The organism is Actinosynnema sp. NPDC050801 (assembly GCF_040673975.1).
In the GTDB taxonomy this organism is placed as follows: domain Bacteria; phylum Actinomycetota; class Actinomycetes; order Mycobacteriales; family Pseudonocardiaceae; genus Actinosynnema.
In genome coordinates this window covers 42,081-65,853 of record NZ_JBFAQZ010000008.1, presented here as the reverse complement: position 1 = coordinate 65,853, position 23,773 = coordinate 42,081, and the positions used below count along the sequence as shown (strand labels likewise).

The following is a 23,773-nucleotide window of genomic DNA, read 5'->3' as shown; positions in this document are numbered from 1 at the left end:
ACCGCACGCCCACGACGTGTGGTCGTGGGCGGAGTGGTTACCCCTTGGCCATGGACGTGGAGGCGAACGGACTGTCGGATGAGGACCTGCGCCGGTTCGTGCTGGACCGGCTCGCCGAGGACGAGGAGCGGCTCGCCAGGGAAGAGCTGCCGCTGCTCGACGAGGCCGAACGCCGCGGACGGCTGCGGATCCTGCGGTCCGACGACGGCCGGGAGCTGGTGCTCGTGCCCCACGAGGCACAGGCCCAGGACGAGCGCGCGCCCGTGCCGTTCGAGGAGAAGGCGCGGTGGCTGCGCAAGGAGGTCGAGGGCCGGCTCGACCGGTCGGTGCTCGAACTGCTCGCCGCGGCCTACGACACCCCCCACGGCTGGCAGGAGGAATGGCGGACGTGACCGGCTCCGGTCACCCGGACGACGACCTGCCGCCACCAGCACCGCCGCGCAGCGCGTTGACCCTGCGGTTGTGGCTGGCCGGGTTCGGCATCGTCTTCAACGGCGTGGCCGCGGTGCTGTGCGTGCGGGCGGGTCTGACGTGGTTGGCGGTGCTGCTCACGGTGCTCGCGGTCGGCCTGGTCGTCGACTTCGGCTGGGTCGTGCACCGCAAGCGCCGCGGCGACCCCGGCTGACCCCCGCCCGTTTCCGACCCTGGCCTCGCTTGACCCGGCCCTGCCCGACCTGACCCTGCCCGACCTGACCCCGGCCGAACCTGACCCCGGCCCGGTCCTGACTCGGCCGGTTCCGGTTCGGCCGGTGCCGACCCGCCTCGGTCAGCGGGTCATGGCCGGCTGGGACGCACGCGGGGCCGGCACGTCGTGGTGGCGGCTGACGTTCCGTTCGAGCAGGGCCTGCGACTCGGCGACCTCGATCGAGTCGTCCGGCAGCACGCCGTCAGCCTCCTTCAGCCGGACCATCGCGTCCTCGATGGCCGCGTGGGCGGCGAACAGGCACGGCGTGCTGTAGATCGCCACGTCGACACCCAGCTCCGCCAGCTCGCCGAGCGACAGCTTCGGCGACCGGCCGCCCGCGATCTGGTTGAACAGCAGCGGCTTGTCCCCCACCGCCTGCCGGACCCGCCGGATCACGTCGACCGACGGCATGCCCTCCACCAGAACCACGTCGGCGTCGGTCTCGGCGAACGCGGCCGCACGGCGCAGCATCTCCTCCTCGTCGGTGGCGTCGGTCCGCGCCACCACGACCAGGTCGGTCCTGGTCCCCAGCACGAGGTCCAGCTTCTCCAGGTACTGCTCCAGCGGCAGCACCCGCTTGCCGCCGACGTGCCCGCACCGGCGTGGCCGCTGCTGGTCCTCCAGCACCACGCCGGACGCGCCGACCTGCTCCAGCGCGCGCACGACCTGGCAGGCCACCTCGGGGTCGGTGTACCCGTCGTCGATGTCGACCAGCAGGTGCTGCCGGGGCAGCGCCAACCGCAGCCGCTGCACGAACCCGACCACGTCGGGCCAGGCGATGAAACCGACGTCGGGCAGGCCGTAGTGCGAGGCGGAGAAGCCGAAGCCGGACACGAACAGCCCGTCGTAGTGCCGGGCCGCGATCGACGCGGACAGCATGTCGAACACGCCGATCAGCGGCGTCGTCCCGGGTGCCGCGACGGCCTCGCGCAGAGCCTTGCCGTAAGCCATGGGACGAACGTAGGCGGCCGTGCCGAAGGTGGTCGAGATATCGGAAGGATGAGATCCACTCACCCACCGGCCCGCGGCGGCGCTCAGCCCGAACCCGCCAGATCCCGGTAGCGGCGGGCGACGCCGCCCGGGAGGAGGTACTCGGCCAGCACGTTCCCGGCGCGCCGGGACGGCAGGCCCATGTCGTGCATCAGCTCGTCCGCGCAGTGGATGTCGTAGGGACCGAAGTCGTAGCCGCCGGTACCCGGGAGCGCCTGTTCCTGCCAGGCCAGGCGCGCGTCGACGGCCTCCCGCATCCCCCGCTCGTCCGGGGTCGCGCGCAACGTCCCGAGGAAGTGGCGCACCAGCCAGTGCGCGGTGAGCTCCACACCCATGAGGTTGTTGAAGACCTGCCGGAACCCGACGAACCCCAACCGCTCCACGCCCGGCGGCACGATGCCCCGGTACAGCCGCAGCCGACCGGCGTCGTCGTGCACCGGCAGGTCGAGGAACGGGAAGACCCGCCGGTGACCGGTGGCGAGCACGACCACGTCGGCCACCACCTCCCGACCGTTCGCCAGGCGCAGCCCGTCCTCGGTGTACGACTCGACCGCGGCGACCTCGACGTCGAGCCGGCCCTGCCGCACGGCACGCACGTAACCGCGGGGCATCACACCCGCGTGGGCCAGGTGGAAGGGCAGCGGTCGAGCCGGGCGCAGCCGCGCCGGCAGCCGGTGGAACCCCGCGGAGACCAGCATGTCGCGGGTGATCAACCACCACAGCACCCGCTTGACCCGATCGTGTAAGCGGTCGATCGGGCGCACGCAGGCCGGGTCGTGGTAGCGGGGCAGGAGCGCCTCGCCGAGCCGGGTGAACAGGATCCACTTGTAACCGACCGTGCCGAGCAGCACCCGTTCGGGGATCATCCAGTTGACCTTGCGCTGCACCAACGTCGCCGAGGACGCCTCCCGTGCCGCCCGCGTCGCCAGGTCCAACGCGGACTTCCCGCCGCCCACGACGACCACGCGCTTGCCGGTGAACGCGCCGGCCCGCACGTCGTTCGCGTGCAGCACGGTGCCGCGGAACGCCTCGCGGCCGGTCCACTCGGGCACCTGGACGTGGTGGTGCGCGCCGCTGGCGACGACGACGTGGTCGAACGCCTCGCGACGGACCGGCGCACCCCCGCCCCCGGTCGGCCGGGACTCCACCAGCCAGCCCGAGGCGCCGACCCGCCCCGGCCCGTCGACCGGCCGGACCGAGATCACCTCGGTCGCCGGCCGGAGACGGGCGAGCACGCCGAACGCCCCGGCATAGTCCTCCAGGTAGCGCTGGCAGTCCACCGCACTGGCGAAGTGCAGCCGGTTGGGCAGGTCGGCGAACTCGAACAGGGGAAGCGCCGCCTGGTTGGCGAGGCCGTCGTAGCAACCGCCCGGCGACCAGATCCCACCCACCCGCTCGTACTTGTCGAGCACCGTGACGTCGAACCCGTTCTCCAACAGCACCTTGGCCGCGACGATCCCCGCCGGTCCCGCTCCGACGACACACGCTCTCACAGCCGCCACTCCCCCCGGTTGATCGGCACGGTCGACGCCCTAGCCCCGCGTCACCGACAGCGCCCCGATCACGTCGTCCGCCGAGACCGGCAGCGAGAACATCGGGAAGTCGAAGCGCAACGCGTTGTCGTGCTCCTCCTGCGAGGTCGCCGCGACGCAGTCGGTCAGCGTGACGACCTTGTAGCCGTTCTCGTAGCCGGTGCGCATGGTCGACTCGACGCAGCAGTTCGTCAGGAACCCGCCGAGCACGATCGTGGTGATGCCCTTGCTGCGCAGGATGAAGTCGAGGTTCGTGCTGGCGAACGTGTCCAGCCCGCGCTTGCCCTCGACCACGATGTCCCCGTCACGGGGCGCGAGGTCGTCCACGATCGCCGCACCCCAACTGCCCTTGACGAACGCCTTGCCGTCCACGACACCCTTCAGGATGCCGTACGGGTGAGCGGAGATCTCGTGGTAACCCTCCGCGAACGTGATCGGCGCGTGCATCACGACCACCCCCGCCGCCCGTGCCGCCTCCACCAGCGCCACGGTCTTGGGCAACATGCCGGTGCTGCTCATCACCTCGCTGACAGCGCCGTGCAACACGCCGCCCTCACTGGTGAAGTCGTTCTGGTACTCGATATCCGACACGCAGATGTGGGACACCTCCCACCGCGGCCGGCGGCACGACCGGCCCGTCGACACCCGTCCCGGTGTACACCCCGCACTCCCCCGACATGGGACGGATCCCCGGGGGGCGGTCACCGTGGGTGAGCACATGGTGCCGAGCCTAGCGTTCGCCGGCCGCTCCGACGAGACCCCCGCGACGCCCCACCGCAGCCCCTCCGACCCGCACGGCGACACCGGGGCCCCGGCACACGACGGCCGTACACGGTCGGGCCGGACACTGGACCTGCGGCGCACCGAGGCCCCGGACCCCGGCGTGCTGACGGCGCCCCGCACGCCGCACCGCGGTCGTCACTCGATGCGCGCCTTCGACGACAGGGGCCGGCTGGGCGACCGGTCGCTGTTCGCGGCCCTGGGCTGGTATGCCCGGATGCCCGTGTCGATCGGGGTGCACGACGGCGGCACGCTGGTGGTCCGTCGCGATCCGTCCGGCGGGTCGGCGTTGACCGGGCGCGCCATGATCGCGGTCCCGGCGCCGATCCGACACTGGTGCGGGTTCGAGGCGGGCGAGACGGTGCTGTTGGTAGCGGTGCCGTCGCTGTCGGCGCTGGTGATCCACGGTCAGGAGGTGCTGGAACGCCTGCTGCCGGATCCGGAGCGGTGGGTGAACGGTGCCGTGCCGGCCGGTGGGCAGGCGGCGGTGTCCGGGACGTCGCCGACGGGGGTCTCCCCTGTGGCGGCTCCGGTGTGGGTCGGGTACGGCGTGGAGGTGGCCGGTGGGTGAGGGGGACGTCTCCGACGACATCGTGCCGGTGCGTCGCGCCGATCGGGACGACGTGGCGACCGCGTTGCACCTGCTGGAGCGTCTGAGGTTGACGCCGCAGGATCTGCTGGAGGGTCTGGCCGCGCGTACGGTTCCCACGTTCGAGGAGTTGGTGCCGACGGTGGTCGAGGCGATCCCGGAAGGGTCGCGTGCCGGGTATCGTGGCTATCTGCGGCGATTCGTCGCGGTGCACGGTTCGCGTCGTCTCGACGAGGTGGACGCCGAGGACGTGGTCGGGTTCCTGGCGTTGGTCCGGGAGACCGCCGAGGTGCGGGTGTCGAGTACGGGTGGCAACGCGGCGGCCCGCGGTGCGCATTGTGCGTTGTCATGGCTGTTCCGGTACGCGGTGGATCACGGGTTGATCGGTGCGCGGCAGAACGTGATGGCGCAGGTGCGCAGGCCGAGGGCGGGCCAGGGCAAGCGCCACGGTCTGGATCCGTCGTTGGTGGCGGAGATCCTCGCCGTCGCCCGGAGCACGGGGCATGATCCGTCGCTGGACGCGTTGATCCTGCGGTTGCATCTCGAGACGGCGGCGCGGACCGGTGGCGCGCTGGCGTTGCGGCTCTGCGACCTCGATGCCGATCGGTCCCTAGTCCGGCTGCGGCAGAAGGGGGCGTCGCTGCGGTGGCAACCGGTGACGCCGACGTTGATGAGACATTTGTCGGCTCACGCACGCGAGAGGGGTGCTCGGGAGCCCGGTGATCGTGTGCTGCGGCGCCGCGACGGCACCCCGCTGCATCGGCAGCACTACTACAACCTCTGGGCGCGGATCGGGACACGTGTGGAGACGGTGAAGGTGAGGGGTATCAGCACCCACTGGTTGCGGCACACGACGTTGACCTGGGTGGAACGCAATTTCGGCTACGCGGTGGCGCGTGCCTATGCCGGCCATGTCGTGCCGGCATCGTCCACCCACGGGATCACCCAGGTCTATGTGAAGGCGGGCGTCCCGGAGATCGCCACGGCGTTGCAGGCCATGACCGGTGAGGCGCATCCGCTGGCGTTGACGCCCCTGCTGGAGCCCGCACCGCCCGCCGCGGATGCCGTCGCGGGTGCGGCGGTCGGCACGCCGGATCCGGCGGACCCGGGTGGGTTCGGGACGTCCGCGGCGACGGGAAGGGCCGCTACGGCGGGTGTGGTGGGGCGTGCCGGGGACGAGGTCCTGGTCGAGCGGATCCGGCGGCTTCTCGATGAGGCTGCGCTGGCCGGGCGGCGGCGGCCGGGGTGGGCCGTGTTGGCGAGGGCGACCGGTGTGTCGCAGGTCCGGGTGAAGGTCGCCTTGGCGCGGATCGCGGGCGGTGGTCCTTCCGAGGAGTTGGTCGGGAGGGTTCGCGGGTTGCTGGAGGACGCGGCACGGGCCGGCCGCCGCCGGCCGGGTTCCGCGTCCATCGCCGACGCGATCGGTGTGTCGAAGTTCCAGGTCGATCTGGCGCTCGCGGAGATCCGTGGAGTGGCCGAGCCGGTATCCGTCGGTGACCGTGACGAGCTGGTCGAGCAGGTGCGGCGGTTGCGCGACGAGGCCGGTCGGATGGGGTCGGGGCGTCGACCCGGGGTGGTGTCCTTGGCACGGGCGACGGGGGCACCACCGTGGCGGATCACGCTGGCGCTCGCGGAGGTGCGCGGGATGGGTCCGGACGCTGCAGATCAGGACGGCGACGCCGGCGTGAATCGTGGACGGGAAGAGCTTCGCGACAGGGTCCGCGGGTTGCTGGAGCAGGCCGGTCGTGCCGGGCGGCGGCCTCCCGGTGTGATCACCCTGGCGAGTGCGACCGGCGTGTCGAGGTGGCGAGTGGAGATGGCGCTCGCGGAACTGCGCGGCATCGCCAAGCGCCCCGCCGGAACGGGTGCACAAGGCCGGGTGGCGATGGCCGACTGATGGCGGTACGAGGGGCACAGGGCACCGAGGTCGCCGTCTTCGAGGTGGTGATCGGCGGAGTCCCGGCGGGCACGACGCGGCGCGGCCAGCCGATGGTGAACCACCGTCGGCGTCGGCGTCCGCAGGCCTGGCGTGGCCGCGGTGAGCCGGTCTCGGACCGTGTGCCTCATCGGGCCACGGTGGGTGCCGCGGCCGCCGTGCCGGTCGACAGGATGCGGACTCGCTGCTCTGGCCGTGGCGGCCGGCCGGGCGGTCACACGTGCCTCGTCCGCCTCAGGGAACTACTGGGTCGCTGCCCCACGGCGGCTCATGTCCTACGCCGGCGCTTCCCCACCGTCGGCGCATTTATCGCCGCCGGATGATCATTGGCGCTTTGTCTTGGCGGTCAGGCGTGCAGGGGGTAGATGCAGTTCAACTCCGAGTACCTTGCTGACCCTCAGCTGGTCTCACTCGACCACACGGGTCCATGAATAGCCCGGGACGGGCTCCCCCGGGCTGTTCACCCACGCCCACATGGCATCCGCCACCTGCTCTTGGGTCACCGAAGCGGCGCGATAGTGCTGCTCCGGCGACCCCTCGCGGTACTCCAAGACCATGTGGTCACCACTGAACGCGGATTGCACGTACCTGTCCTGCTCACCCAAGTCCAGAGTGAGGAAGCCATGCCGTTCGATCGCATCGACGGCCGCTCTGATTGATGAAGGGGTCGCCGCGAGGAAGGTCTTGCCCCTGTCGGTCTCGGCCGCCACGAACGCCGGCCCGCGAGCGATCCCCGCCACAGCCGCCGCGATCGCCGTCGCCCGCCCCAGCGGATGATGGGTCCTGCGCTTCGCCATCGTGGCCGCTGCAAGATCCACCGCCGCTACCAGTGCACGTGCGACGAAGTCCCGCAGTTCATCGGCGGCCATCACGGGGACTGCCACCTGGACGATCTGGGAACGTTCCTTCGCCGACCACGCCCCGGTGCGAATACCGGTGTAGTCGATCCCCACGACCGGCCCCGGCACGTCGAATATTACGTTGACCGACGCCTCGAGCTCTGCGTCACCGATCGGATAGCTGTCCTCCTGGCGAGTGACGGCCACTGACAGCCAGCGTGTCTGCTCGGCTGCCGCCCTGGAGGTTTCACTCAGGCCGCCAACCCTGGTACCGACGGTCAGCGACCGCCTGCGGTCACCGAGGGACGGTGCCCGTTCACTTTCGGACATGTCGCGGCTCGCCTTTCCCGACAAAGGGCTCGTCCCGCAGGGCCGGCCTCTGAAACCTCACCCTCTCCTCGTCCCGGCATAGGACTCATGGTTGCGGGGCCCGGGATACCGCTGGACGAGCGCCCGTTCCAAGGCTGCCATCCTAGCCCGCGTGCCGCTCTTCCGGACCACCATCGAGATGCCCTGCAACTCCTTCTTGGTATAGCGGTTGAGCGGGTTCGCCTCACTGGTTATACCCCACTTGAGCCGCTGCCCGGTCGCATCGTCGACCAGCTCGTAGAGATAAGTGAGGCGATTACTGCCCAGCGAGTTGCCGTGGCCGCTGTTCGTGGCAGAGACAGGCGGCTTGTTCGGGTTCGGGACGAACCGGCCGCTGCTCGGGTCGCGCATCGCGTTGTTCGGACCGGGAACAGTGCTTCCACAGTTGTGGACCAAGACGTCGACGTCACCAGCAGCCACGTAGTAGGTGTGGATGCCGTCGACGGTGAGGTTGTGCACCCGCTGGTGTGCGGTGCGGCTCTGGACAGCCGAGACCTGCACGTAGGTTCCCGCCGACGTGCGCAACCAGTTGCCCGCGTGCAGGTCCTCGGCGTCGACCCAGCGGCGTAGCTCCTGCACCCAGAACGGGTGCGCGTTGGTGGCGACGATCGTGGAGCCGTCCTCGACGGTGATCTCCACCAGGTGTTTGATGCCCTCACCCTCGATCAGCCTGCTGACCGACTTCGCCTGGCTGCCACCGGTCTTCGGGTCGGTCGCCCAGACCAGGTCGCCGACTTCGATCTCACTGATCGCCCGGTAGCTGCCGTCCCCCATGAGCACCGGGGTCTCCGGTGTGAAGCTATTGCCGATGTCGCAGGCTTTAGCCGAAGGCTGCACCTTGGTGGGGGCAGGTTCAGGTGCCGGTCGTGGGTTGGCTGGTGCCGGGTCGCTCGCGCGGGTGCCGCCGGATGGTGTGGCGCCGGTGTCCGCCTTCGCCCCGGCTCCTGACGCGTCGGTGCCGGTCTTGGTGGTTGCGGCGGCTACTTCGTCGGAGGCCTTGACCGCTCCGCCAACCGCGTCGGCGCCCTTGATGGCGAGCTTGGCGCCGGTGGCGGCGTAGCCGGCGAACGGGATGGCGGAGGCGGCGGAGAGGGCGGCGTTCAGGTAGTCGCCTTCGGCGGCGTACCAGGCGGCGTTGGCCAGGTCGGCGACCTCGCCGACGACGGGGACCAGGCCCACCACGTCCAGGGCCAGGTGGCCGATGTCGGAGAAGCTCATGCCGAACAGGTGGCCGTCGATCTCGATGCCGGAGATCGGGTTGCCGCCCGCGAAGGCGTAACGGTTCATGGTGAACGGGTCGGTGCCCAGTGACAGGTCGGCCAGCGCCCCGTTGTACATGTCGCGGGTGAGGAAGCGGTTGAGCTGGGGGTCGTAGTCGCGGGCGCCCATGTCGTAGTCGCCGGTGGCGGCGTCCATGCGCTTGGCGTTGAAGCGGTAGGTGTTGTAGGGCTTCTTGTCGGGGTTGGCCTGGTCGGGCTTGTCGACGCCGGTGTAGAGCTGGGTGTCGTCCTTGCCGTAGGCGGTGTAGCCGTAGGTGGCCCTGGCCTTGCCGTCCTCCTTGGTGAGCACTTCGACGTCGGTGTGGGCGTTGTAGGAGTAGTAGGAGTACTCCCTGGTCCCGTCGTGCTTCACCATGCCGAGACGTTCGTTCCACGGGCCGAACGTGTAGGTCTTCTTCAGCGCGCCGTTGACCTCCTCGGCGGCCACCTCGTCGGACAGGCCCAGGAAGGAGAAGACGGTGGTCTCCTCGCCCGAGCCGCCCGCTTTCTCGGTACGTGAGGTGGTGCGGTCGTAGGGGTCGTAGGTGTACTTGGTGGTCTCGGTGGAGTTGTCCGGCTTGAGCTGCCGGTGCGAGGCGACGCGGTCGAAGCCGTCGTAGGTGTACTTCTCGAGGGCCTTCCCGGCCGAGGTGACGGTGTCCAGGCGGCCCAGCGGGTCGTAGTTGTAGGTGGAAGTCGAGCCGTTGCTGCTGCTGGACACCAATCGGTTGCGGTCGTAGGTCGACTCGGTCCGCTTGTCCTCGATCGTCTCCTCGGTGACGTTGCCGTTGGCGTCGTGGACGTAGGTCTCGGTCTCCTGGACACCGCCGCCGGCGGCGGAGCGGGTGAGCTTGGTGATCCGGTCACGCGGGTCATAGGTGAAGTCGTAGACGTGGTCGAGGTGGGCGGAGTTGTCGTCGGCGTTCATCCGCTTCGCGGCGTCGCGCGTGCGGTGACCGTTGGGGCTGTACTCCAGGTGGTGCTCGGCGACGAGCGTGCCTGCGGAGGTCTTCTCGACCTGGTCCTTGATCTGGCCGTCGAGGTAGTAGGCGTAGTCGACGACGTTGCCGTTGCCGCGGGTCTCCTTGGCGATCTCGCCGCGCTTGGTGTAGCCGAAGGTGGTGACCTTGGGCGCGTCCCCCGCCTCGGTGTTGGTGACCTTGCTGACCAGGTCGCGCGAGTCGTACTCGAAGGTGGCGTTCTGCCGGTCGTGGCTGCGGGTCAGCGGGTTGCCGATGGGGTCATAGGTGAAGGAGGTGGTGCCGCGGACGGCGCCCGCCAGCTTCTCCTCGACCTTGGCCAGCCGGGCGAGGCCGTCGTAGGCCATCGCGTAGGTGTCGACCCGCGCACCCGAGCCGCTGTCGGTCAACGAGGTGAGGTTGCCGTCGGCGTCGTAGGCGTAGGCGAAGGTCTTCTGCTCGGTGTCGGTGTCGCCGCTGTTGTCGCGCACGAGTCGCACGGAGTCGGCGACCACGGTGCCGTTGGCGGCGTTGGTGAGCACGACCTTGTGGCTGTTGCCCTCGGTGAACGTGTAGCTGCCGAGGCTGACCCATTCGCCGACGCGCGTTTTCTGGTCCACGGTGACGGTCGTGGTACCGCCGGCGTGGTGCACGGTGTAAGGCGCGTTGGCGGCGGTGCCTGCCGCGTAGCGGACCGATACTTCGTAGGTGCCGTTCGCGGCGACGACCGGGGTCCAGGTGAACGCCGATGTGCCGGCACCCGCTGTGGCGGTGCGGTAGTCGTAACCCTGGTAGCCGGTGCCCGAGCCGGTGGTGGCCCAGGTGCCCGCGGTCGTGGTGTTGGCGGTGTCGGAGTTGTCCACCAGTGCGACGTGCTTGCCGACCGGCACGCCGTCGTCGGACTTGGTGCGCAGCTTGCCGTCCGGGAAGTAGGTGTTGACGATCGTGCGGCTCACCGAGTCGCCCGCGCTGCTGAGCGTGGCCTTGGTCTGGCCGCCCAGCGCGTCGTACTCGTAGCGGGTGGTGATGTCCCACGCGTCGGTCGAGGTCCGGATCTGGCCGTTGTCGTAGTGGGTGTACTTGGCGACGTTGCGGATGGTCTGCGTGCCGGACGGTGGGGCGCTGGTCTCCACCAGGTTGCCGACCGCGTCGTAGCTGCTGATGATCTTGTCGGGTGTGTTGTACCTGGAGTCGTCCCGGTCGTACGGGAGGATCTCCTCCTTCACCCGGTTGAGCTGGTCGTAGGTGGTCTGGCGGACGAAGTCGTCGGGGTCGTCGGCGGTCTCGACGCCGCGCGGGGTGATCTCGCGGGTGCGGTTGCCGACCTCGTCGTACTCGTAGCGGGTGGTCCGGCTGATCAGGGTGGTGCCGTCGAGCTTGTGCGGCGCCTTGATCTCGACGGGCTTGGCGCGTTCGTCGAACCGGATCTCGACGCGGTTGCCGTCCTGGTCGGTGTTGGCCACGGCGTTGCCGTCGCGGTCGTACTCGTTGCGCAGGACGTGCCCGGCCGCGTCGGTCTCGGTGAGCACCTTGCCGTTGAGGTCGTAGGTGTACTTGGTGGTGAAGTCGGCGGGGTCCGCGGTCGCGTTCTTGCGCGGGTCCACGACCGTGGTCGGGTTGCCGACGTTGTCGTAGGTGACGGTGGCGCGTCCGCCCAGGGCGTCGACCGCCGCGACGACCTGGTAGATGTCGTCGTGCTCGTAGCGGGTGGTGTGGTCGTTGGGGTCGGTCGCGGTCAGGTTGCCCAGCGGCGACGTCTCGCTGAGCAGGTTGCCGACCTTGTCGTAGGTGAACGAGGCGGTGCGGGCGGGCCCGGTCGGGTCGTCCTTGGGCATGGACGCACTGGTCACCTGGTCGAGCGCGTCGTAGACGGCCGTGGTCACCGCGCCGTTGGGGGCAGTCTCGGTGGTGACGTTGTCGTTGGCGTCGTAGACCGGGGCCGGGGTGACGATGAAGTCACCGGTGGCGGCGTCCTTGGGGACGCGTGACTCCAGCGGCCTGCCGAAGACGTCGTAGGTCTGGGTGGTGGTCTTGTTGCGGGCGTCGGTGACGGACGTGACGTTGCCGCGCACGTCGTACACCGTGGTGGTGACGTTGTTCAGCGCGTCCTTGGTCGTGCGGGGGTAGCCGACGGGGTCGTAGTCGGAGTACGTCGTCGGGTTGCCGTTGGCGTCGGTGGCGACGAGCAGTTGGCCGTGCTGGTCGTAGGTGTAGGTGGTCTCGTAGTCACCGGCGGTCGCGGTGGCGGTGCCCTTGGGATCGGTGACGGAGGCCAGGTTGCCCTTGGCGTCGTAGGCGAAGGTCCATCGACGACCCTCGGGGCTGGCCTTCGAGGTGAGGTCGGCGGTGTAGCCGTTCAGGCCGAACTGGTACCCGAGAGTGCCGGCTGGGGTGTTGTTCTTGTTCGCCTCCGGATCGCGGACGGAGGTGGGGACACCGGTCTTCTGGTCGTAGGTCCACGTCGTCAGCGCCCCGTTGGGCGCTTTGGCGGCTACGACGTTGTTGTCGGCGTCCCAGGTCAGTTCGGTGGTCTCGTCCTTGGCGTTGACGACCTTCGTCGGACGGCCGTAGCCGTCCATCGTGTACTTGGTCGTCTTGTTCTGGGCGTCGACCGTGGTGGCTTCGATGGTCGAGCCCGCCGTGCCGTCGGGGTCGATGTAGGAGAAGGTGGACACGCCGCGACCGCGGTCGGTGATCGTCCGGACCTTCCACTTGTCCTTGGGGTCGATCGGGGCCGTGTAGTAGGACAGGTCCGTGGCGTTGCCGCGCGGGTCGGTGACCTTGACGAGCTTGACGTTCTTGTTGCCCTGGGTGGCGTCGTAGGCGAAGCGGAAGGTCTTGGCCTTGGCATCGCCCGCGCCGTCGACCAGCTCCTCCAGCAAGCCCTTGTCGCTGTAGGTCAGCGCAAGGGTGCGGCCGGAGATGTCCTTGATGGTCTCGACCTGGTCGATGATCTTCGGGTTGGTCAGGTTGGTCCCGGTCTTGCGGACGCCGTTCTCGTAGTAGGCGTACGCCTGGCCCTTTTCGTAGTAGTCCAGGGTCAGGGTGCGGCGCGCGGCGGGGTCGGTGATGTAGGTCAGGAACTTGCGCGGTTGGTTGTTGGACTTGCGCTCGGTGTAGGTGAACTGGAGCTCGTTGGCGTTCTTGTCGCGGATGGCGGTGAGCCAGCCGTCCTCGTCGAACAGGAACTCGGTGCGGTCGGGACGGGTCATCTTCCAGCGACGCGACTGGTCCGCCGCACCATCGCGCTGCAGGAACAGCCGCACCCCCGCCGGACGGTCGTAGGTCCAGCGCGCCGGGTCGGTGCTGCCGTTCTTGTTCAACTCGAAGGTGTGACTGGTGCCGTCACCATCGGTGAGGGTCGTGGTGGTCGGGTAGTCCTGCCCCTTCGGGTGCAGGTCCAGCGGGGTGCCCAGGCGCATGATGCTGGACGCGGCCAGTGACCACCCCTGCCCCATCGACGTCGAGGCGGTGTCGACGCTGTTGTAGGTCATCCGCACGAACGTCGCCAGGCCGCGGCCGGGGTTGCTGAACGGGTCGTGGTTCCACACCACGTTGCCCACGTACGGGTTGACCTTCAGCCCTGAGCCGTTCCCGGTGCCGGTGCCGACGTACTGGTAGAACTTCTCCAAGCCGAGCTGGTCGGAGGTCGGGTCCTCCACCGTCACGTTCTGCGGCATCGCCGGCAGGTTGCCCGTCTCCGACAGCCACCGGCCTGTGGTGCGGTCGAGCAGGTCCCAGTGCAGGACGTACTGCTCCCGTTTATTGCCCGAGTCGCTCTGGATCGGCGTCTTCACCTTGGCCTGCACGGTGACCGACGCGCCGGGGACGACATCGGCGGGCAACGCGGTCTCCAGGCGGTTGCCGCCGGTGGTGACGTCGGTGCCGTCGGGCAGGGTCCAGCGGTAGGACAGCACCTGGTTGGCCGCTCGCCACGGAGTGGTCGTGGTGTTGGCCACGGTGACCGGGAACGTGTACTCGTCGCCGGGCACCATCCGGGTGGACGGGGTGTCGGCGGTGTAGTACGTCAACTCGGACGTCGGCGCGGTGTAGGTGACCACCAGCTTGGGCCGCAGCTGCGGTTCGACGGCCTCACCGGACAGGAAGATCGCGCGCTGCGTCGGGCCGGTCGACGTTTCGTTGCGCAGCTTGACGAGCACACCGTTGTTCGACGCCCGGTTGCCGATCCAGCCCTGCACGGTGCCGGTGGCGTCCCAGATGTGCCACTTCGGGTCGTTGGTGATCGTGGGGACGTTGTCGAACGCGGGTCCGATGTCACCGCCGGGTGTGGTCCAGGCGGTCGCGGTGGACGCGCGTTGCCACGTCGCCTGACCCTCGACGAACGGCTTGGCCAACGGGTGCGCGTCGAAGACCGCGCCGGTGCCCACCGTCGTGGTGGTCCACATCTCGACTTCGGCGTCGAGGATCCTGGCCGTGTCCGGGATGTCGGTCAGGTCACCGAAGTCCATGACGGACCGGGTGGTGCCGAAGCTGCTGCTCTCCTTGCCGACGAGTTGCCACGCCTGCCCGTTGGGGTTGTTGAGGTTCGCGGTCGGCTGCGCGCTGGACAGCGTGGTGTCCGGGTGCGCGTCGGTGGTGAGGTTCTGGTAGAGCTTGACGATCCGTCCTGCCTTGGGCAGCCGCACCAACTCTGTGGTGGACGGCACGAGCTGCCCGTCACGCGTCTTCACCACGATCATGTAGTAGTAGGCCGCGCCGAATGGGTCGGACGAGTCCGCGGCGGTGGGTGCGGCTGTGGTGTCGGCGAACCTGGTCGTACCCGGCGCCAGCGGGGCCACCAGCGTCGACGGCGACGGCGTGAACGTCTGGAACACCGTGCGGTGGACCTGGTACTCGACCAGGTCGTCGGCCGGGTTGGCCGGGTCGGGATCCACGTACGGTGACCAGGACAGCTCGGCGCCCGTGGCGTGGATCGTGGTCGGGGCGTCGAGGATCGCGCTCGGCCGGCCGTAGACCAGCACGAGCTTCGGCGAGTTGGCGTTCTCGCCGTTGTAGGCGTACTCGGCGGCCTCGTAGCGCAGCCCGCCCAGCTGCGGCGCCTCGGTCTTCGCCTTGAGCATGAAGCCGTGGTTGGTGGTGGCGCTGGTCAGCCACGACTGCACGATGTTGCGCACGTCGAACGAGTGCCAGGCGCTGGACACGGTCGCGGGCTTGGTCTGGGTGCCGGTAGCGGCCTCGGCGAACGCCGCGTTCATCGAGTTCCACGTCGCGGTGGCCTCGTTCCACGCCGCGGTGACCCGGCGCGCCTCGATCTCCACGGACTTGCCGTAGGGCTCGAAGTCCTGGTCGTAGTACATCTTCAGCTGCGCGGAACTCAGCGTCGCACCGGACGGCACGCTGCCGAGCCCGAACCGGACCAGGCTGCGGTACGCGGTGGTCGTGGCGGCATTGGTCGTGCCGGTGGACAGCCGCCAGTTGCCGTCGAAGTTCGACGTCGGCAGGTCCTGGGCGATCATCACGTCCTGCGACTGCGTGACGGTCGGCTGGATGGTGATCGTCGGGTCGATGACCACCGGGTACTCGCGCTCCGGCGCAGCCAGCCAGTCGCGGTCCGCGCGCACCGTGATGGTCGTCTTGGCGCCCTGCTGCTCGACGGTCTGGGTGACCTTGTCACTCCACGCCTTGCCGTACGGCGACGCGCCGTCGTCCCGGTTGTCGTGCATGAAGGGCCTGGGCATCACGAACAGCGGCGTGCCCTCGGCGTCAGGTCCGGGGTAAAAACCGATCGACCCGTCCGACTCGGCCTTCGCCGTGACGCCGCCCGCCTGGAGGGTGAAGCGGTAGACCGCCTCGTCCGGGGCCTGGTGCAGGACGATCTTCTCCTTCAGCGAGTCGCCGACCTGGTAGACCAGGTCCGCACCCTCGAAGGCGTCCGGGTAGACGACGGTGTTGCGCTCCACCCTCGGCGTCAACGACTTCTGGCTGACGTCGACGCCCAACGCGATGTGCTTGCCACCGTGCTCGAAGCGCACCAGCTTGTCGGACTTGTCGCCGAAGGAGCTGCGGAAGGTGTTGCGGTCGTTGCCGAACCGGAAGCCATCACGGGTGTCCGGACGAACCGCGGTGTCGACCGGCTGCCAACGGCCATCGGCGTCGCGGTAGTGCTCCGGACGCGCGGACACCTCGGCCTCGAACTGACCATCCACCCGCTGGAACACCCGGGCGGTCTCCGAACGCAGCTCCGTGATCTCCCGCACGCGCTCGGCGGGGTCACGTGGCGGCGCGGCCTCGACCGGGGGCTCCGACGCCTTCGCCTCGGCCGACGCCGACGGGGTGAACAGACCGTCCAGCCACGCCAACGCCCGCCCCACCCCAGGCCACTCGCCCGAGGAGTACGGCGGACCGACCGGAAGGCCTACGAACACCAACGCGACCAGAACGATCACGATGGACAGTCGTCCGGGCGCGCCAAAACGCCGCGATCCACGCATATTTCCCCCCACGGTCGACACGATCCGAAGTGGATCGCCCTCCGATCGACGCAAGTCCACCGGAGTCAACCGGAGTGATCTTTCGACAACAATCTGCCAATCAGGTGACCGCCGCAATAAATACCCACCCACAGTTGCCCGCCTTTCACCGAGGCAATACCAATGGAGCAATGAGGTCGACGGCACACCGACAACAGTGAATATTTCCCGCAACCTGGAATAGTGAGACTGAATCACCTTCACCGGAGACACTTCCACAACAGGGACACCACTCCACACCGAGCGGTAGCGTGTTGCCGACGTCATGCCCAGCGGAGACGCCCGAGGAGAGCCTCAGGCGCGACGAGATGTGGAATTATGCGACGGATTACACGAAAAGCCTTCGCGGTAGCCGCGTTGGTGGCACTATTCTCCGCGCTCGCGGTGAGCCCGGCGAACGCCGACACCAACCCGTACACACCCGAAGAGGTGTGCGGCACCGGCTACCGGGTGATCGACTCCCGACCGGCCACCTGGAACGGCAAGGCCTACGGCGGTGTCTACTTGATGTACAAATCAGGCGGGTACAACTGCGTGACGACGATCAAGTGGACCGCCATCGGTACCCCGACGGACACGATGGCGGGGCTTTATCGCGACTCCGAGGACTCAAGTCGCAACCTCATCGACCAAGGTGACTACAAGTACTACGCCGTGGTCCGCGGATACGCACCTCACTGCATCAAGTACGCGGGCTGGACCGGCGCGGCGGTGGCGACGAGCGGATGGGGATGGTGCTCGTGAGGCCGCGGAGGACCGGCCAAGCAGAACCACCCAGTGACCGAGTCGGACGAAGATCAGGTACAGCAGTCGTCACCCCACGGGGTCCATCGTCGCGCCCTGAGACTTGGGTGCCGCCCGACCTGCTCGCGCCCTGGGGCAGCGGCCCCTGCCAAAGGAGTAGCGGGGTAAGTGACGACCGCACTGAACGGCGCATACTACCCACGGCTTTCCATGCCACTTTGCGTGGAATTGCTGTCCGCAATTTTCGGATGAACTCACCTGCGGCAATACATGTCTTGACCGGTTGAGATCTTCTCCGCAATAGTGTTTACCTTCGTTCCGAGTCGGAACCGCGGGGAGCGCATGTCGGCAGACGGGCACGGCTTGGTCGGGGTGCGGGAGGTCAGGAAGCTCATCGCGGCGCTGTTGGCTCGTCCCCGGAAACAGGGGCGTCCGCTGCCGGCGGTCGTGCTGGTCGGTCCGCTGGGTGCGGGGAAGACGGCGCTGCTGGAGGAGACCGACGCCAGGTACGCGGATCGGGTTCCGCGCGTACTGCTGGACTTCGGCGCGCTGCCGGCCGATGTCACTCCGACGGAGGTCTTCCGCCGACTCGCCCTCGGTCTCGGCCGGTACTGCCCCCAGTTCGGTCGGTTGCCCTTCCCCCTGGTCGAGATCTGCCTGGCGGCGAGCGCGACGGCGGACGGCGCGGGTGGCGCGGCGGACCCCCGGGCCGGAACCACCGGTTCTGGGCGAGCTGATCCGCCCCATCCTGGACCTGGCGCTCGGGTCGAGCGAGTGGCTGTCCGCGGTCGACGCGCTGTTGAAGGTGATCGACGTGGCGAACCGGCGTCGGGTGCTGCGGCGGCTGGGCGCGATGTCCCGCGGCCAAGGGGACGCCCGGGACGTGATGGTGGCGCTGCGGGAGGCGGTCCAGGACGGGGCGGCGGGGCGGACGGCGGTGGACCGCGTGGTGGCCCGGGCGTTCCGGGTCGACCTGCGGGAGGCGTTCGCCGGGTGGTTCGACCGGAACCGGCGCACGGCGAACTGCCTGGTGCTGCTCGACAACGTCCACCTGCCCGCGGGCAGGCACTTCCTGAGGACGTTCGTCGCCGAAGACGACCCGCAACCCGATCCGGTGGTGGTCGTCGCGGCCGCCGGTCGGTGGGACACGGCGTGGGACGGCCAGTGGCAGCGCCCGGCGATACCGGTCACCAGGTCCGCCGACCTGCAGCTCCCGTTCGGGATGGCCCGCGTCGCCCGAGCGGTGGACGAGGACATGCCCCACGCGCCGCCGTGGTTGCTGGTGCACGTGGGCGAGATGTCGGCGAAGGACACGCACAGGGTTCGACCAGAGGTCCAGGCGGACTCGGTGCTGGCCAAGGCGCCGTCCTTCCTGCACCGGGTGACCGGCGGGCTCCCGTGGGCGGTGCACCAGGTGGTCGACGTGGCCCGCACACTGCCCAGGAACGCTCCCGCAGAGGGGCTGCGCGTCCTGTTCGCCGTCGCCCTGGAGGACGGCGACCAGGCCGTGACGCTCGTGGACCGCAGTGAGCGGCACCTACTGCTGGACGGCGGGTTCAGCCTGTCGGAGCTGGAGGACCTGACCGTCGCGAGCGCGACGCGCGACCTCGGTTTCCCGGCCGGCGCCGGCATCCCGGGCGTAGGCCCGTCCCGGTCCGCGGAAGCGCTGCGCGCCAAGCTGGTCAACAACTTCCTGCTGCACCGACGCGAGGACGAGCCGGCGCGGCTGGTCCTCCAGCCGTGGCTGCGCCACGTCCTGCTGCACCGGCTCGCCGCCCGGCCGGACGACCACCGCGACAGCTGGGAGAAGGTCCACTCCCGCTGCCGCCGGCACCATCAGGAGCAGAAGAACCCGGTCGATGCCCTCTACCACGGCTTGGCGCTGGGCGACGTCGACGCCGTGGTGGAGCACCTCGCCGGGATGCTGCGCGAACCGCTGGACCGGGCGGCGGGGTGGGCGTGGGTCGACGCCTTCGAGGCGATCACGTCCGCGCCGAACCGCCTGCCGAAGGACCGGGAGCCGCGCCGGCAGGTCGAGCACCTCATCGCCGACCGGGACGCGGAGGACGCGCTGCCCAGGCTGGTCGTGGCGCGCTGGTTGCAGCAGGATCCGACCGGCGACCCGGCGGAGCACCTCAGGCCCACCATCGCCACGAGCGCGGAGCTCGTCGCGGCGCGGGCCCGCGGTGAGGGCGCCATCGTGTTGCAGGACCGTGTGGAGGAGTACGCGCAGTGGAGGTAGAGCGGCAGGCGGACGTTCCCGACATCCCGCGCGCATTCTGGCGGAGACCCGGGGTGTGGCTCGCGGCCGGCGTCGTGCTGGTCGTCGTCGCGGCGGCGATCGCGGTGCCGGTGCTGCTGCGCGCGGCCGAGCGGTGCGCGGACGGCGTGACGAGGACGGAGACCGGTGAGTGCGTCGGCGTCACGGACGGCAGTCATGTCTTCGCGCCCGAACTGGCCGGGGTCCAGGGCCTGATCCGCGCCGAGAACGAGTCCGTCCTCGCCACCGGCAAGGCGTTCGTCAGCATCGCGCTGATGGTCCCCATGACGTTGACGGAGAAGGACAGCACACCCATCGAGTGGGTCAGGCACCACCTGCAGGGCGCGTACGTGGCGCAGCACCGCGCCAACCACGACGCCGCCACCGGCGACCGACCGCTGGTCCGCCTGCTCCTGGCCAACCCGGGCAGCGCGCTGGCGCGGTGGGAACCGGTAGTCGCCGAGCTGGAGCGCAGGCGCGCCGCCCCGGACCACCTCGTCGCGGTCGCCGGCATCGGGCTGAGCCTGGCCACTTCCCGGGACGCGATGACGCGGCTGTCCGCAGCCAAGATCCCGATGTTCGGCTCGACGCTCACCTCCGACGACCTCGGCGACATCGACGGACTGCTGCGCATGGCCCCGACCAACACCGCCCAGGCACGGGCCGCCGCGGTCCACGTCAAGGCGCAGGCCCGAACGGCGCTGCTGATCCAGGACAACACCGAGGCCGAGCTCTATCCCCGGACGCTCGCGGAGTCGTTCTCCGCAGCCTTCGCCGACGCCGACCACCGCTTCACGGGGCAGACGGAGTTCTTCGACTCCCGCCTGAGCGGGGTCGGGAACACCTTCCTGCAGATGATCCCGAACATCTGCACCGCCAGGCCGGACGTGGTCTACTTCGCGGGCCGCGGCGAGCAGCTCCTGGTGCTGGTGGCGCAGTTGGTGGAGCGCAACTGCAAGGACCACCGGATCAGGATCATGACCGGCGACGACCTGTCCACCGTGCCGTTCCCCGGCGATCTGGCGCGGCGCGCGGCGGACGCGGGCGTCGAGGTGCTCTTCACGGCGCTCGCGCACCCCGACGCGTGGCGGGAGGCCGAGGCGGAGTTCGACCCCGCCGCCACGTACTACTTGCGGGACGCGGTGTGCACGGTGTGCTTCCCGGTGCTCTTCCCCGACGACGGGACTTCACCCCGGATGTTGGACACGGGGTTATGCGGCGTGAGTCAGCGTAGCCGGTGTCGGTAGCAGGCTGTTCTCGTAGTCGATCGGGGACATCTGGCCGAGGTGGGAGTGGCGTCGTCGGGTGTTGTAGCGGTGCGCCCAGCCGAACACCGCCAGCCGTGCTTCCCTTGCACTGCCCCAACTCTGGGCGCCTTGCAGCGTCTCGCGTTTGAAGGAGGCGTTGAGGCTTTCGGCGGCGGCGTTGTCCGCAGAGCTGCCCACCGCGCCCATGGACCGGGTCACCCCGGCGGCGCGGCAGGCGTCGGCGAAGGCCCTGGCACCGTATTGCGCCCCGTGGTCGCTGTGGAAGATCGCCCCGGCCAGGCTGCCGCGCGTCCGCTCGGCCGCGTGCAGGGCGTCGAGGACCAGGTCGACGCGCATGTGGTCGGCCACGGCCCAGCAGACCAGCCGGCGCGAGCACAGGTCCATCACCGTGGCCAGGTAGAGGAACGTGCCGTCGGCGATCGGCAGATACGTTATGTCGCCGACGTGGCGGGTGTTGAGGGTGTCGGCGGTGAAGTCGCGTCCGAGCAGGTCGGGTGCCTTGACCGCCACCGGGTCGGCGACGGTGGTGCGGTGCCGGCGACGCAACCGCAGACCGGCCAAGCCGATCCCGCGCATAACCCGGGCGACGCGCTTGTGATTGACGCGGTGTCCGGTGTCGTGCAGTTCGGCGGTGATCCGCGGGACGCCGTAGGTGCCCGCCGACTCGCGGTGGATGATGCGGATGCGGGCGACCAGGCGCGCGTCGTCGGCGACGCGAGCGGCTCGATCGCGCGCGGTGGCCTTCCAGTGGTAGTAGCTGGACCGGGCGACACCGATGACCTGGCACAACCGCTTCACGCCATGGTGGCGCTGATGATCGTCAACGAACTGGAAGCGGTTCACCAGCGCGTCTCGCCCGCGAAATATTTGGCCGCCTTGCGCAGAATGTCGCGTTCTTCCTCCAGTTCGCGGACCCGCCTGCGCAGTGCGGCGTTCTCGTCCTCCTGCGAGCCCTGTGCCACCGCGACGACCGGTGTCCTCCCGGTTGTCGCGGACGATTCGGAGCGCTGTGCGTCGTCGAGGCGGATCCAGTTGCGCAGCGTCTCGTGGTTGACCCCCAGGTCCTGAGCCACCGACTTGATCGTCGCGCCGGGGCGGGACCGGTAGAGCGCGACCGCCTCGGCCCGGAAATCCGGCGGGTAGTGCTTCATCACCATCTGTACGGGACTCCTGTCCACCCGGATCGTCAGGATCCAAGTGTGTCTGGTGTCCAACATCCAGGGTCAAGTCCCCCCCACCGCGCCCATCTCCGCGCCGGTCCGCACCGACCACACGTCGAGGTCCACGTCGTCCAGACGCGCGCGGGACAGGAACGCGAACCGCCCGGGATGTGCGTCGGCCAGATCGCGCACCTCGCGGTACGCGATCAGGAGGCCTTCCTTGTACTGATCCCCGTCACGGTAGCGGGCGGCGGGCATCGCCACCGACAGGACCGCCGTCCCGACGCCGATACCATCCATTGTGGAAAGCGCCGCGCCGACGTCCCACTCGGCCCACCAAGGCAGGGGCGAGAGGGCGACGATGCCCTGCTCCTCCGCCCACCGCAGCCACCCGGGCGGCGTGCAGTGGTGGTGGACGTCGATGCGGCGGTCCCGGCGCTCCTCTCCCGACGACGACGCCGAACCACCGTGGAGGAGCGAACCGACACCGCCCACTCCCCCGATCAGCACCGACCGCCGAGAAACCGCGCCCACAACCGCCTCCTCGATTCCCGCCACACCGCATCCGACTTCCAGCATCGAACCGCGCCCGCACACCCGCAAGACCACCACCGCGATGGCACCCCTTGGTGTCCGCACGCCCAACTTCCAGGGACACCGCTACGGCCGCGATCACAGCGTTCCGGATCGATGGTGCTGTCGTGGCTGAGCGCCCGTGCCCGGTTCGCTCCTCCGCAGCCTCGATGCGCCCAGGTGCGGTTCGACGTACCAGCACGTTCGCGCGGCTCGCTGCTCGGGCGAGGGAGGATGCCGACGATGAACTCAACGGTCGCCGGCTATGGCTTGTCACGCAGCCTTGGCCGGGTAATGGGTCCAGGTGCGGATGGGTGAGTCGGTGGTGAAGCCGGTCTTGGGCTGAGCTCGGCGTTGCGCCAGCGGATGAACGAGCCGGTGGCGGCGTTCTGTTCGGCGTGGCTGAGGTGGTCGTGCCGCCCTGGACGAAGTGGCGCAGGGGCGGCGAACTCGGACTCGATCCAGTTCAACCAGCTGGAGCAGGTCGGCAGGAACACCAGTTCGGTGTCGTTGTCGGCGGCCCACTCACGGACGTCGGGGTGCCGGTGTGGGGAGAAGTTGTCCATGACCAGGTAGAGCCGCTGGTCGGGCCATCGGGCGCGCAGGATCTCGAGCAGGTGCCGTTTGCGGCGCAGGATCCGATAGTGGTTCCTCCGGGAGGTCAGGTCGAGTGCGGCGAGCATGTGCATCACGCCGTGAGGGCGGTTGTAGCTCGCCCGTAATCGGCGGGGCAACCCGGCAAATCGCTTGTGGGGTGCCATAACTCTGCGCTGGGATGCTGAGCTGCAGCGATCCAGCTCTCTGGGCCTCCAAGGCAAGATCGTGAGGGGTGGCGTCACGATTGCTGTACCCGATCTTCGTCCGGCTCGTCGGCTGGTTGGTTCTGCTCGGCAGGTCGTCGGCGGCCAAGGACGTGGAGTTACTGGTGCTGCGGCACGAGGTCGCCGTGCTGCGCCGGACCAACCTCCGCCCGCGACCCCGCACGAAGTCCGTATCGGCTACCGTCAAGGCCTCACTGTCGTGGCATGAAATCCCGGTGTCCGGTCTTCGGGGACAACCTCAGCCAGGACCATGCTGAAATCGAAGATCCACCGGCGACGGTCACCCAGGCGGATCTCCACTACGTCGGATCGCCGACCGTCGACCGGGACCTCATGGAGGCGGCCGACCTCCTGCCAGGGAGAAGGTTGACATCATCGACATCGACAACGGCGCCCGCCTGGGCACCTACGTGATCGAGGGTCCGAGCGGCTCCGGGATCATCGGCGTCAACGGGGCGGCGGCGCGGCTGATCCAGCCCGGGGACCTGGTGATCATCACCGCCTACGACCAGACTGCG

The 23,773-nt window shown here is 69.3% G+C and carries 15 protein-coding genes and 1 pseudogene; 8 read left to right on the top strand and 8 right to left on the bottom strand.

Going from position 1 to position 23,773, the window contains the following annotated elements; all coding sequences use genetic code 11:
• The first annotated feature begins 50 nt into the window (after positions 1-50).
• On the top strand, positions 51-392 hold the full coding sequence (locus tag AB0K14_RS19625) for a hypothetical protein (RefSeq protein ID WP_360459538.1): 342 nt from the start codon (positions 51-53) through the stop codon (positions 390-392).
• Entirely contained in the window at positions 380-625 is a 246-nt protein-coding gene (locus AB0K14_RS19620; protein ID WP_360459540.1) for a DUF6343 family protein, read from the top strand. Before AB0K14_RS19625 ends, AB0K14_RS19620 begins: the two co-directional genes overlap by 13 nt.
• A 141-nt stretch (positions 626-766) precedes the next feature.
• Here the strand turns inward: AB0K14_RS19620 and AB0K14_RS19615 are convergent, their stop codons facing one another.
• From AB0K14_RS19615 to AB0K14_RS19605, 3 genes are all read right to left on the bottom strand, one after another.
• The gene (locus AB0K14_RS19615) at positions 767-1,636 is read right to left on the bottom strand and encodes an isocitrate lyase/PEP mutase family protein (protein ID WP_360459542.1); all 870 of its coding nucleotides are present in this window, start codon (positions 1,634-1,636) and stop codon (positions 767-769) included.
• An 83-nt stretch (positions 1,637-1,719) separates the two neighbouring features.
• On the bottom strand, positions 1,720-3,168 hold the full coding sequence (locus AB0K14_RS19610) for an NAD(P)/FAD-dependent oxidoreductase (RefSeq protein WP_360459544.1): 1,449 nt from the start codon (positions 3,166-3,168) through the stop codon (positions 1,720-1,722).
• A gap of 39 nt (positions 3,169-3,207) precedes the next feature.
• Positions 3,208-3,798 carry an isochorismatase family cysteine hydrolase gene (locus AB0K14_RS19605; RefSeq protein ID WP_360459546.1) on the bottom strand — a complete coding sequence of 197 codons (591 nt, stop codon included), beginning with the start codon at positions 3,796-3,798 and terminating at the stop codon, positions 3,208-3,210.
• A gap of 127 nt (positions 3,799-3,925) precedes the next feature.
• Here AB0K14_RS19605 and AB0K14_RS19600 point away from each other — a divergent pair, with 127 nt between their 5' ends.
• Both AB0K14_RS19600 and AB0K14_RS19595 read left to right on the top strand, forming a co-directional pair.
• Positions 3,926-4,558, top strand: coding sequence for a hypothetical protein (locus AB0K14_RS19600; RefSeq protein WP_360459547.1), 633 nt, complete (start codon positions 3,926-3,928; stop codon positions 4,556-4,558).
• The gene (locus AB0K14_RS19595; RefSeq protein ID WP_360459549.1) at positions 4,551-6,473 is read left to right on the top strand and encodes a site-specific integrase; all 1,923 of its coding nucleotides are present in this window, start codon (positions 4,551-4,553) and stop codon (positions 6,471-6,473) included. Before AB0K14_RS19600 ends, AB0K14_RS19595 begins: the two co-directional genes overlap by 8 nt.
• Positions 6,474-6,919: 446 nt before the next feature.
• Here AB0K14_RS19595 and AB0K14_RS19590 read toward each other — a convergent pair whose 3' ends face one another.
• Entirely contained in the window at positions 6,920-7,558 is a 639-nt protein-coding gene (locus tag AB0K14_RS19590) for a hypothetical protein (RefSeq protein ID WP_360459551.1), read from the bottom strand.
• A 180-nt stretch (positions 7,559-7,738) separates the two neighbouring features.
• Positions 7,739-16,345: a DNRLRE domain-containing protein gene (locus AB0K14_RS19585; protein WP_360459553.1), complete on the bottom strand. Its 8,607-nt coding sequence runs from the start codon at positions 16,343-16,345 to the stop codon at positions 7,739-7,741.
• 444 nt (positions 16,346-16,789) lie between these two features.
• Between AB0K14_RS19585 and AB0K14_RS19580 the strand changes: the two genes are divergently transcribed.
• The 3 genes from AB0K14_RS19580 (at position 16,790) to AB0K14_RS19570 (ending at position 20,680) form a co-directional block, all read left to right on the top strand.
• On the top strand, positions 16,790-17,173 hold the full coding sequence (locus AB0K14_RS19580; RefSeq protein WP_360459555.1) for a hypothetical protein: 384 nt from the start codon (positions 16,790-16,792) through the stop codon (positions 17,171-17,173).
• Between the two features lie 688 nt (positions 17,174-17,861).
• On the top strand, positions 17,862-19,415 hold the full coding sequence (locus tag AB0K14_RS19575) for a hypothetical protein (protein WP_360459556.1): 1,554 nt from the start codon (positions 17,862-17,864) through the stop codon (positions 19,413-19,415).
• 53 nt (positions 19,416-19,468) lie between these two features.
• The gene (locus tag AB0K14_RS19570; protein ID WP_360459558.1) at positions 19,469-20,680 is read left to right on the top strand and encodes a hypothetical protein; all 1,212 of its coding nucleotides are present in this window, start codon (positions 19,469-19,471) and stop codon (positions 20,678-20,680) included.
• On the opposite strand, the gene AB0K14_RS19565 is transcribed toward AB0K14_RS19570, so the two are convergent.
• The 3 genes from AB0K14_RS19565 to AB0K14_RS19555 all read right to left on the bottom strand — a co-directional run bounded on the left by AB0K14_RS19565 (position 20,645) and on the right by AB0K14_RS19555 (position 23,123).
• A protein-coding gene (locus tag AB0K14_RS19565) for an IS3 family transposase (protein WP_360459560.1) occupies positions 20,645-21,858 on the bottom strand; the annotation gives its coding sequence in 2 pieces (ribosomal slippage) (positions 20,645-21,561 and positions 21,561-21,858; 1,215 coding nt in all). The two genes, AB0K14_RS19570 and AB0K14_RS19565, sit on opposite strands and share 36 nt — an antisense overlap.
• A 66-nt stretch (positions 21,859-21,924) precedes the next feature.
• Positions 21,925-22,470 carry a hypothetical protein gene (locus AB0K14_RS19560; RefSeq protein WP_364338408.1) on the bottom strand — a complete coding sequence of 182 codons (546 nt, stop codon included), beginning with the start codon at positions 22,468-22,470 and terminating at the stop codon, positions 21,925-21,927.
• Positions 22,471-22,697: 227 nt separating this feature from the next.
• Positions 22,698-23,123 (bottom strand): transposase, encoded by a 426-nt coding sequence (locus tag AB0K14_RS19555; RefSeq protein ID WP_360459609.1) that lies wholly within the window; start codon positions 23,121-23,123, stop codon positions 22,698-22,700.
• Between the two features lie 382 nt (positions 23,124-23,505).
• On the opposite strand from AB0K14_RS19555, the pseudogene panD reads away from it, so the two are divergent.
• Positions 23,506-23,767: pseudogene (gene panD, locus AB0K14_RS19550) on the top strand (aspartate 1-decarboxylase); the annotation flags it as partial.
• Positions 23,768-23,773: the final 6 nt, after the last annotated feature.